The organism is Streptomyces aureus (assembly GCF_001418135.1).
Classification (GTDB): domain Bacteria; phylum Actinomycetota; class Actinomycetes; order Streptomycetales; family Streptomycetaceae; genus Streptomyces; species Streptomyces aureus_A.
The window spans coordinates 1-11,169 of the sequence record NZ_LIPQ01000258.1 but is presented as its reverse complement, the minus strand read 5'-3'; the positions used below and the strand labels follow the sequence as shown (position 1 = coordinate 11,169).

Here is an 11,169-nt window from a genome sequence, read left to right as displayed (position 1 = left end):
GTCGCCTACGTCCCGAGGGCCGGGGCCCTCGGGACGTAGGCGACGAGGTCCATGTTGGTGCTGCCGAGTACGACGATGCTGGTCATGGGCGTACTGCCTCCAGGTGGGTCAGTTCGGCCAGGGTGTCGAAGCCGATGCCGTCGAAGGACGGGACGGAGGTCGCGAGACGGTTCTTGAGGGGGGAGGTCCAGCGCTCCGGCAGCCGGTCGGGGTGCCCGGTGAGCAGCCCGGCGACCGAACCGGCGGTGGCGCCGTTGGAGTCGGTGTCCCAGCCGCCGGAGACCGCCGCGCAGATGGAGCGGGAGAAGTCGCCGTCGGCGTGGGTGAGGGCGGCGGCGAGCAGGGCGGCGTTGGGGACGGCATGCACCCAGTGGTACCCGCCGAGTTCGGTGTGCAGGCGGTCGACGACGGTGTCGAAGTCGGAGATGTCGCGGGCGAGTCCGATCCCTCGGCGGACCGCCTGCGCGAGGCGGGAACGCGGTGGGATCACGGCGAGGCCTTCGGCGAGCGACCGGTGGACGTCGGCGGTGCCGGTCGCGGCGGTGGCGAGGGTGGCGGCGACGAACATGGCGCCGTAGACACCGTTCGCCGTGTGGGTGAGGGTCGCGTCCCGGTACGCCTGCTCGGCGGCGGCGGCCGGGTCGCCCGGGTGGGTCCAGCCGTGGACGTCGGCCCGGATCTGGGCGCCGATCCACTCGCGGAACGGGTTGCGGTGGACGGCGGTCAGCGGGGGTTCGATCCCGTCGAGGAGATTGCGGTAGGCCACGCGCTCGGCCGTGAACGTGCGGCCGGCGGGAAGCTCGTCGAGCCAGAGGCGGGCGACGTCGGCGGTGGTGAAGCCGCAGCCGTGGCGCTGGAGGAGCAGCAGGTTGAGGAGGGGGTAGTTGAGGTCGTCGTCCTCGGGCATCCCGTCGATGTTCTCGGCGAGGGAGGTGGCGGCGGAGCGGCGGTTCCAGGGGTGGGCGGCGAGCAGCTCGGGCGGGACGCCGCGGGCGGTGAACCAGGTGGAGAGGGGCCAGTTGCCGGTGGCGCGGGCGAGGGTGCGGATGGCGGTCAGGGGGAGCTTCTCGACGGGCTTGCCGAGGAGACAGCCGGCGGCGCGGCCGAGCCAGGCGGCGTGGAGGCGGTCGCGCAGGACGTCGCTCTCCTCCACCCCTCCCCCGGCGCCCGGCGGCATGGGGGGACCCCCACTTCCCGCAACCCTGGCGGGACCGGGGGCGCGGTCCCCTTCCCGCGGGGGCCGGTCGGGTGTGTCAGGCGGGGCCGGTGCTGACGGGTTCCGGTGGGCGCCGTGCGTGGAGCCGGGAGCCGGCAACGGTGCCCGTGCCCGCCCGTCCCGGCGAGCGGGACGATCGCCCACGGCGGCAGGGGCCTCGCCCACAGGGGCGGGGGCGGTGCCCGTAGCGACGAGGGCGACGCCCGCAGCGGCGACGGCGTCGCCCACGGCGGCAGGGGCGATGCCCGTAGCGGCAGGGGCGATGCCCGCAGCGACGAGGGCGGTGCCCGCAGCGGCGGCAGTGGCGGTCGTCGGGGTGTCGCCCGCAGCGGCGGCAGTGGCGGTCGTCGTCGTCGTGTCTCCGCTCATCAGGATTCCCCCTCCGGGGTCAGGAGGTCCGCCACGTCCAGGACGTGGTAGCCGCGCATCGAGGGGAGGCAGCTGCCCGTGACCGGGGTGATGGCCGAGGCCCATTCCTCGGGGATCGACCGCACTCCGCCGCCCGCGCCCGCCAGCGCGCCCGCCACCGCCGCCGTGGTGTCGGCGTCGCGGCCCATGTTGACGGCCGTCAGGACCGCCGTCCGGAAGTCGCCCCGCGCCGCCGCGAAGGCGCCGAACGCCAGGCCCACCGCCTCGGGGGCCAGGTCCGTCCACGGGTAGCCGCCGATGACGACCGCCGAGCGGACCTGGCGCTCGCGGGTCAGCGGGTCCGGCTGGACGCGCTGCGCGGCGACCACCGCGCGACGCAGCGACCGGGCCGTCCACGAGTCCATCGGGACGGCCGAGAGGGCCGCCGCGATCACCGACGTCACCCCCGCTCCCGCCATCGCCGCCGCGACGCCCGCCGCGACCGCCTGGCCGCCGTAGATGCCCTCGCCGTCGTGGCTGACGCTGCCGTCGATCGCGACCAGTCGGGCCGCCTCCGCCGGGCGGCCCGCCGCGAACACCCCGAACGGCGCCGCCCGCATGGCGAGACCGTCGCTCCAGGCGTGCCGGTGCTGCGCGGAGATCGGCGCGGCGAGGCCCCGGCGGAGGTTCTCCAGGGTGCCGCGCTCCGAGAAGCCCGCGCCGCGGAACGGGCCTTCGTCGAGGTCGGCGATCCAGTGGTGCCAGGCCCGTTCGACGTGGTGGACGGTGAGGGCCGAGCCGTGCCGGGCCAGGAGCAGCGCCGAGAAGATGGCGTACTCGGTGTCGTCCGTGCCCGCCGGGCTGTCCGTCACGAAGCCCTCGATCCGGCCCCAGCGGCGGCGGATCTCGGAGGGGCGCATGTTCTCGGCGGGCGCGCCGAGCGCGTCGCCGACGGCGAGGCCGAGGAGCGCCCCTCTCGCCCGTTCGCGCGTATCGCATGCCGTGGTGGTCGCCATGTCCGTGGCCCCTTCCTCGGTGGGGGCGCATCGACGGCGCCCCGATGCCTGGATCTGTGCCACGACGGGCCGCGAACTCGCCGCAGAAACGTCTCTGTCACCCGCCTGACACCTCGCCAGAACCCGGTTCACGCAGCAAGGTACGCCTTAGTAAGTACGGCCTGCCTTGCTGGCGCGCCCCTTACATCGCGCGTATTTTCGAGGGTGTTGGTGGCGGCGGGAGCAACCCGGCCCGCCGGAACGAGGGGAGAGCCATGTCCATCATCGAAGCTCAGGCGCCACTGCACGAGGCCCACCGCGACAACCACACGCACCGTGACGTGAACGGCGGTTGGCTGCGTCCGGCGGTGTTCGGCGCGATGGACGGACTCGTCTCCAACCTCGCCCTCATGACCGGTGTCGCCGGCGGCGCGGTCTCCACGCAGACCGTCGTCATCACCGGTCTCGCCGGACTCGCGGCCGGCGCCTTCTCCATGGCGGCCGGCGAGTACACCTCCGTCGCCTCGCAGCGCGAACTCGTCCAGGCGGAACTGGACGTCGAGCGCCGCCAGTTGCGCAAGCACCCCGTCGACGAGATGGAGGAGCTCGCCGCGCTCTACGTCTCCAGGGGCGTCGAACCCGCGCTCGCCCGCGAGGTCGCGATGCAGCTGTCGAAGGACCCCGAGCAGGCCCTGGAGATCCACGCCCGCGAGGAGCTCGGCATCGACCCGGACGACCTGCCGTCGCCGATGGTCGCCGCGGTCTCGTCCTTCGGCTCGTTCGCGCTCGGCGCGCTCCTTCCCGTGCTGCCGTTCCTGCTCGGGGCGACCGCGCTCTGGCCCGCCGTGCTGCTCGCGCTCGTCGGGCTCTTCGCCTGCGGCGCCCTCGTGGCCCGGGTGACCGCGCGCGGCTGGCTCTTCAGCGGTCTGCGTCAGCTCGTCCTCGGCGGCGCCGCCGCGGCCGTCACGTACGGGCTCGGCATGCTCCTCGGGGCGGCGCTGTAGCCCGTCCCGTACGGATGCGGGTCCGGGTGCGGAATCCGTACCCTCACAGAAGACCGAGAGGCTCCCCAATGGGGCCTCTCGGTCTTTTCGTGCGGCAATTACGGGACGTAAGCCCCGTATCGGCTGTGACGTATATCCCTGGTCCGATCCGCCGCAGCGATGAGACACTATGCAGGACGCCACATATGTAGCCGGTTACTCGGCGGTTTCGAACCCGTGACCAACGGGAATGAGGCATGAGCGTCGCTGGGCAATGAAGCCCACACAGTGACGGGTCCCCGGCGGCCCGGAGATCCTCCGGATCACCTCGATCCGTCCCCGCGAGGCAGGCCTCTGACCTCGCAAACCACAGGTGAACCCACACCACCGCTCCGTATCGGTGGTGTCCGCATGTTGGAATGCGCTATCCACTTCGCGAGAAGCCAGCCATCATGTAACCTGCACGAAATTTCGCGGAGGGCCAACGTCGTCCCTCGGCAGCAGAGCTCCCCCAGACGTGGTCTGGGAGGTGCCCCCAGCCACGACGACGACGGGAGAGCCGATGCGTTCCGACGCCTGGTCGCCCATGGACGGTCGCCCTGCTCCGCAGGGGATGTACGACCCCCGTAACGAACACGACGCCTGCGGTGTCGGGTTCGTGGCCACCCTCACCGGTGTAGCCAGCCACGCGCTGGTCGAGCAGGCGCTGACCGTACTGCGCAACCTCGAGCACCGCGGCGCCACCGGCTCCGAGCCCGACTCCGGTGACGGCGCCGGCATCCTGCTCCAGGTCCCGGACGCCTTCCTCCGCGAGGTCGCCGGATTCGAGCTCCCCGAGACCGGCGCGTACGCCGTCGGCATCGCCTTCCTCCCCGAGGACGGCACCGCCGAGACCGCCGCCAGGATCGAGGCGATCGCCGCCGACGAGGGCCTGAACGTCCTCGGCTGGCGTGAGGTCCCGGTCGCCCCCGAGCTGCTCGGTGCCTCCGCCCGCTCCACCATGCCGGTCTTCCGCCAGCTCTTCGTCGCGGACGCCGCCGGCGACGCCACCGGCATCGCGCTCGACCGCAAGGCCTTCGTCCTGCGCAAGCGCGCCGAGCGCGAGGCCGCGACGTACTTCCCGTCGCTCTCCGCCCGCACCATCGTCTACAAGGGCATGCTGACCACCGGCCAGCTGGAGCCCTTCTTCCCGGACCTGTCGGACCGCCGCTGCGCCACCGCCGTGGCCCTGGTCCACTCCCGGTTCTCCACCAACACCTTCCCGAGCTGGCCGCTGGCCCACCCGTACCGCTTCGTCGCCCACAACGGTGAGATCAACACCGTCAAGGGCAACCGGAACTGGATGACCGCCCGCGAGGCCCAGCTCGACTCCTCCGTCTTCGGCGAGGGCTCGCTGGACCGGATCTTCCCGATCTGCACCCCGGACGCCTCCGACTCGGCCTCCTTCGACGAGGTCCTCGAGCTGCTCCACCTCGGCGGCCGCTCCCTGCCCCACGCGGTCCTGATGATGGTCCCGGAGGCGTGGGAGAACCACGAGACGATGGACCCGGCCCGCCGCGCCTTCTACCAGTACCACTCCACGATGATGGAGCCCTGGGACGGCCCGGCCTGTGTCACCTTCACCGACGGCGTCCAGGTCGGCGCGGTCCTCGACCGCAACGGACTGCGCCCCGGCCGCTACTGGGTCACCGACGAGGGCCTCGTCGTCCTCTCCTCCGAGGTCGGCGTCCTCGACATCGACCCCGCCAAGGTCGTCCGCAAGGGCCGCCTCCAGCCCGGCAAGATGTTCCTCGTCGACACCGCCGAGCACCGCATCGTCGAGGACGACGAGATCAAGGCCGCCCTCGCCGCCGAGAACCCGTACGCGGAGTGGCTGGAGACCGGCGAGATCGAGCTCTCCGACCTCCCCGAGCGCGAGCACATCGTGCACACCCACGCCTCGGTCACCCGCCGCCAGCAGACCTTCGGCTACACCGAGGAAGAGCTCCGCGTCATCCTCGCCCCGATGGCCCGCACCGCCGGCGAGCCCCTCGGCTCCATGGGCACGGACTCGCCGATCGCGGCCCTGTCCGCCCGCCCGCGGCTGCTCTTCGACTACTTCACCCAGCTGTTCGCGCAGGTCACCAACCCGCCGCTCGACGCCATCCGCGAAGAGCTCGTGACCTCCCTGCGCTCCTCGCTCGGCCCCCAGGGCAACCTCCTGGAGCCGACCCCGGTGTCGTGTCGCAGCGTCACCCTGCCCTTCCCGGTGATCGACAACGACGAGCTCGCCAAGCTCATCCACATCAACGCCGACGGCGACATGCCCGGCATGAAGGCCGCGACCCTCTCCGGCCTCTACCGTGTCTCCGGCGGCGGCGACGCCCTCGCCGCCCGCATCGACGCCATCTGCGCCGAGGCCGACACCGCCATCGAGGGCGGCGCACGCCTCATCGTGCTCTCCGACCGGCACTCCGACGCCGAGCACGCGCCGATCCCCTCGCTGCTGCTCACCGCGGCCGTCCACCACCACCTCATCCGCACCAAGCAGCGCACCAAGGTGGGTCTGCTCGTCGAGGCCGGTGACGTCCGCGAGGTCCACCACGTCGCCCTGCTCATCGGTTACGGCGCCGCGGCGGTCAACCCGTACCTCGCCATGGAGTCCGTCGAGGACCTGGTCCGCGCCGGCACCTTCATCGAGGGCCTGGAGCCCGAGCAGGCCATCCGGAACCTGATCTACGCCCTCGGCAAGGGCGTCCTCAAGGTCATGTCCAAGATGGGCATCTCCACCGTCGCCTCCTACCGCGGCGCCCAGGTCTTCGAGGCCGTCGGCCTCGACGAGGCCTTCGTCGCCACGTACTTCAACGGCACGGCCACCAAGATCGGCGGCGCCGGACTCGACGTCGTCGCCAAGGAGGTCGCCGCCCGCCACGCCAAGGCGTACCCCGTCTCCGGCGTCCCCTCGGCGCACCGCGCCCTGGACATCGGCGGCGAGTACCAGTGGCGCCGCGAGGGCGAGCCGCACCTGTTCGACCCGGAGACCGTCTTCCGCCTGCAGCACGCCACGCGCAACAAGCGGTACGACATCTTCAAGCAGTACACGGACCGGGTGAACGAGCAGTCCGAGCGCCTCATGACGCTCCGCGGCCTCTTCGGCTTCACCTCCGACCGCCCCGCGATCTCCATCGACGAGGTCGAGCCGGTCGCCGAGATCGTCAAGCGCTTCTCCACCGGCGCCATGTCGTACGGCTCCATCTCCCGCGAGGCGCACGAGACCCTCGCCGTCGCCATGAACCAGCTGGGCGCCAAGTCCAACACCGGTGAGGGCGGCGAGGACCCGGACCGCCTCTACGACCCGGCCCGCCGCTCCGCGATCAAGCAGGTCGCCTCCGGCCGCTTCGGCGTCACCAGCGAGTACCTGGTCAACGCCGACGACATCCAGATCAAGATGGCCCAGGGCGCCAAGCCCGGCGAGGGCGGCCAGCTGCCCGGCCACAAGGTCTACCCGTGGGTCGCCAAGACGCGTCACTCGACGCCCGGCGTCGGCCTCATCTCGCCGCCGCCGCACCACGACATCTACTCCATCGAGGACCTGGCTCAGCTGATCCACGACCTCAAGAACGCCAACCCGGTCGCCCGCATCCACGTGAAGCTGGTCTCCGAGGTCGGCGTCGGCACGGTCGCCGCCGGTGTCTCCAAGGCCCACGCGGACGTCGTCCTCATCTCCGGCCACGACGGCGGCACGGGCGCCTCGCCGCTCACCTCGCTCAAGCACGCGGGCGGCCCCTGGGAGCTCGGCCTCGCCGAGACCCAGCAGACGCTGCTGCTCAACGGCCTGCGCGACCGGATCGTCGTCCAGACCGACGGCCAGCTCAAGACCGGCCGCGACGTCGTCATCGCCGCGCTGCTCGGCGCCGAGGAGTTCGGTTTCGCGACCGCGCCGCTCGTCGTCTCCGGCTGCGTCATGATGCGCGTCTGCCACCTGGACACCTGCCCGGTCGGCATCGCCACCCAGAACCCGGTCCTGCGCGACCGCTTCTCCGGCAAGCCCGAGTTCGTCGTCAACTTCTTCGAGTTCATCGCCGAGGAGGTCCGCGAGCTCCTCGCCGAGCTGGGCTTCCGCACCCTCGAAGAGGCCGTCGGACACGCGGAGCTGCTCGACACCAGCCGCGCCGTCACCCACTGGAAGGCGCAGGGTCTCGACCTGGAGCCGCTCTTCTACGTGCCGGAGCTGCCCGAGGGTGCGGTCCGCCACGCCCTGACAGAGCAGGACCACGGTCTGGAGAAGGCCCTCGACAACGAGCTGATCCAGCTCGCCGCCGAGGCCCTGAACGCCGCCTCCGCCGAGGAGGCCCAGCCGGTCCGCGCCCAGGTCGCCATCCGCAACATCAACCGCACGGTCGGCACCATGCTCGGCCACCAGGTGACGAAGCGCTTCGGCGGCGCCGGCCTCCCGGCCGACACCATCGACATCACCTTCACCGGCTCCGCGGGCCAGTCGTTCGGCGCCTTCCTGCCGAGCGGTGTCACCCTCCGCCTGGAGGGCGACGCCAACGACTACGTCGGCAAGGGCCTCTCCGGCGGCCGCGTGATCGTCCGCCCCGACCGGGGCGCCGACCACCTCGCCGAGTACTCGACGATCGCGGGCAACACCATCGGGTACGGAGCGACCGGCGGCGAACTGTTCCTCCGCGGCCGCACCGGCGAGCGCTTCTGCGTCCGCAACTCCGGCGCCCTTGTCGTCTCGGAGGGCGTGGGCGACCACGGCTGCGAGTACATGACCGGTGGTACGGCGGTCGTCCTCGGCGAGACCGGACGCAACTTCGCGGCCGGCATGTCGGGCGGTGTGGCCTACGTCGTCGACCTCGACCGGGACAACGTCAACTCCGGCAACCTGGGCGCGATCGAAGCCCTGTCGGACACCGACAAGGCGTGGCTGCACGATGTCGTGCGCCGCCACCACGAGGAGACCGGCTCCACGGTCGCCGAGAAGCTCCTTGCCGACTGGGCCGCGAACGCGGACCGGTTCAGCAAGATCATCCCCACCACGTACAAGGCAGTGCTCGCCGCCAAGGACGCCGCTGAGCTCGCCGGTCTCTCCGAGGCCGAGACCACCGAGAAGATGATGGAGGCGGCGACCCATGGCTGACCCCAAGGGCTTCCTGACCACCGGTCGCGAGGTCGCCAAGACCCGCCCCGTGGGCGAGCGCGTCAGGGACTGGAACGAGGTCTACGTCCCCGGCTCCCTGCTGCCGATCATCAGCAAGCAGGCCGGCCGCTGCATGGACTGCGGCATCCCGTTCTGCCACAACGGCTGCCCCCTCGGGAACCTGATCCCCGAGTGGAACGACTACGCCTACCGCGAGGACTGGTCGGCGGCGCAGGAGCGCCTGCACGCCACCAACAACTTCCCGGAGTTCACCGGCCGCCTCTGCCCGGCGCCGTGCGAGTCCGCGTGTGTGCTCGGCATCAACCAGCCGGCCGTCACGATCAAGAACGTCGAAGTCTCCATCATCGACAAGGCGTGGGACGCCAACGACGTCAAGCCGCAGGCGCCCGACCGCCTCTCCGGCAAGACCGTCGCCGTCATCGGCTCCGGCCCGGCGGGTCTCGCCGCCGCCCAGCAGCTGACCCGGGCCGGCCACACCGTCGCCGTCTACGAGCGCGCGGACCGCATCGGTGGACTCCTCCGGTACGGCATCCCCGAGTTCAAGATGGAGAAACGGCACATCAACCGCCGCATCGAGCAGATGCGCGCGGAGGGCACCAAGTTCCGCACGGGCGTCGAGATCGGCCGCGACATGCCGGCGACGGCGCTCCGCAACCGGTACGACGCGGTCGTCATCGCCGCCGGCGCCACCACCGCCCGCGACCTGCCGGTCCCGGGCCGTGAGCTGAACGGCATCCACCAGGCGATGGAGTACCTGCCGCTGGCGAACAAGGTCGTCGAGGGTGACTTCGTCGCCCCGCCGATCACCGCCGAGGGCAAGCACGTCGTCGTCATCGGCGGCGGCGACACCGGCGCCGACTGCGTCGGTACGGCCCACCGCCAGGGCGCGGCCTCGGTCACGCAGCTGGAGATCATGCCCCGACCGGGCGAGGAGCGGAACCCGGGGCAGCCCTGGCCGACCTTCCCCATGCTCTACAAGGTCACCTCCGCGCACGAGGAGGGCGGCGAGCGGGTCTACTCCGTCTCCACCACCCACTTCGAGGGCGACGAGGACGGCAACGTCCAGTTCCTCCACCTCGTCGAGGTCGAGTTCGTCGAGGGCAAGCTGACCCAGAAGCCGGGCACGGAGCGGAAGATCCCCGCCCAGCTGGTCACGCTCGCGATGGGCTTCACCGGCACGGACGTGGAGAACGGCCTGGTCGCCCAGTTTGGTCTGGCCCTCGACGAGCGGGGTAACATCGCCCGAGACGCGGACTTCGCCACCAATGTCGATGGCGTGTACGTCGCCGGCGACGCCGGCCGCGGTCAGTCGCTCATCGTCTGGGCCATCGCCGAGGGCCGCTCGGCCGCCCGTGGCGTGGACCGCTACCTGACCGGCGCCAGCTCCCTGCCGGCCCCGATCCGCCCGACGGACCGTTCGCTGATGGTCTGATCCGACCGGATCACCCCGAGAACGTCCCGTACAACGACGTACGGAACTGAGCGCGGCGCCCCCCGAATGTCCCCGACCGGACGACTGGAGGGGCGCCGATGCGCGTCCGGACGTGTTCGTGCGCTGCGAGGACCTCGATGAGGCCCATCCAGCGGGGCCCTCGTCCGGGGACGGCCCTCAACGGGAGGGACCGCCCTCAACGGGAGGGACGGCCCTCAACGGGAGGGACGAGCCTCGACGGGGGGAGCCTCAACGGGAGACCGTCCTCAGCCACGCCGCCGCCCCCTCCAGTGCCGCGTCCGCCTCCGGCAGTGCGCCCGCGCCGCCCAGGAAGCCGTGGAACATGCCCGTGTGCAGGTGGACCTCGGTCCGGACGCCCGCGGCGGAGAGGCGGCGGGCGTAGGCGAGGCCCTCGTCGCGGAGGGGGTCGCAGTCGGCGAGGACGAGGAGGGTCGGGGGGAGGCCTGAGAGATCGGGGGCCAGGCCGGGCGAGGCCGCGGCCGGGTCGGTCCCGGGGGCCACGTACTGCTGCCAGTACCAGCGCATGTGCGCCGTCGTGTGGAAGTAGCCCTCCGCGAAGTCGCGGGCCGACCGTCCCTCCAGGCGGTGGTCCAGGGCCGGGTGGACGAGGAGCTGGGCCGCCAGGGGCGGGCCGCCTCCGTCGAGGGCTCGGAGGGCCGCCGCCGCTGCCAGGTTTCCGCCGCTGCTGTCGCCCGCCAGGACCAGCGGGCGGCCCGGGTACCGGTCGGCCGCCCACGCCAGGGCCGTGCACACGTCGTCCTCGGCCGCCGGGAAGCGGTGCTCCGGTGCCCGCCGGTAGTCGACGGAGACGACGGTGCCGCCGGTGCGGCCGGCGAGCGCGCGGCACGTGCGGTCGTGGGTGTCCAGGTCGCACAGGACCCAGCCGCCGCCGTGCGCGAAGACGACGACGAGGTCCTCCCGCCCCTCGTAGAGCCGTACGGGAACGCCGTTCGCCGAGGCGGCCGGGGTCAGGGGCATCTCGCCGAGGTGTGCCCTCGCCGCCGCCCTCAGCGCCTCCGCGCCCG

At 72.2% G+C, this 11,169-nt stretch carries 6 protein-coding genes; 3 read left to right on the top strand and 3 right to left on the bottom strand.

The genetic code is table 11. From position 1 onward, the window contains the following. Nucleotides 1–82: 82 nt before the first annotated feature. Nucleotides 83–1,381 (bottom strand): ADP-ribosylglycohydrolase family protein, encoded by a 1,299-nt coding sequence (locus AOK00_RS21620; RefSeq protein WP_437441432.1) that lies wholly within the window; start codon nucleotides 1,379–1,381, stop codon nucleotides 83–85. A gap of 203 nt (nucleotides 1,382–1,584) precedes the next feature. After that, the gene (locus AOK00_RS21615; RefSeq protein ID WP_055601948.1) at nucleotides 1,585–2,580 is read right to left on the bottom strand and encodes an ADP-ribosylglycohydrolase family protein; all 996 of its coding nucleotides are present in this window, start codon (nucleotides 2,578–2,580) and stop codon (nucleotides 1,585–1,587) included. 254 nt (nucleotides 2,581–2,834) lie between these two features. Between AOK00_RS21615 and AOK00_RS21610 the strand changes: the two genes are divergently transcribed. From AOK00_RS21610 to AOK00_RS21600, 3 genes are all read left to right on the top strand, one after another. Further along, a complete protein-coding gene (locus AOK00_RS21610; protein WP_055601947.1) occupies nucleotides 2,835–3,563 on the top strand; it encodes a VIT1/CCC1 transporter family protein in 729 nt (242 codons plus the stop codon). Nucleotides 3,564–4,104: 541 nt separating this feature from the next. Next, nucleotides 4,105–8,670, top strand: a complete 4,566-nt coding sequence (gene gltB, locus AOK00_RS21605) for a glutamate synthase large subunit (RefSeq protein ID WP_055601946.1) — start codon at nucleotides 4,105–4,107, stop codon at nucleotides 8,668–8,670. Further along, nucleotides 8,663–10,123 (top strand): glutamate synthase subunit beta, encoded by a 1,461-nt coding sequence (locus AOK00_RS21600; RefSeq protein WP_055601945.1) that lies wholly within the window; start codon nucleotides 8,663–8,665, stop codon nucleotides 10,121–10,123. Before gltB ends, AOK00_RS21600 begins: the two co-directional genes overlap by 8 nt. 249 nt (nucleotides 10,124–10,372) lie before the next feature. Here AOK00_RS21600 and AOK00_RS21595 read toward each other — a convergent pair. Then, nucleotides 10,373–11,169: alpha/beta hydrolase (locus AOK00_RS21595; RefSeq protein WP_055601944.1), on the bottom strand; the 797-nt coding region annotated here is incomplete at its 5' end.

Bases quoted from the DNA above. Each gene is read 5' to 3' on its own strand.
- AOK00_RS21615 (WP_055601948.1), bottom strand. From the start codon at position 2,580: ATGGCGACCACCACGGCATGCGATACGCGCGAACGGGCGAGAGGGGCG.
- AOK00_RS21610 (WP_055601947.1), top strand. From the start codon at position 2,835: ATGTCCATCATCGAAGCTCAGGCGCCACTGCACGAGGCCCACCGCGAC.
- gltB (WP_055601946.1), top strand. From the start codon at position 4,105: ATGCGTTCCGACGCCTGGTCGCCCATGGACGGTCGCCCTGCTCCGCAG.
- AOK00_RS21600 (WP_055601945.1), top strand. From the start codon at position 8,663: ATGGCTGACCCCAAGGGCTTCCTGACCACCGGTCGCGAGGTCGCCAAG.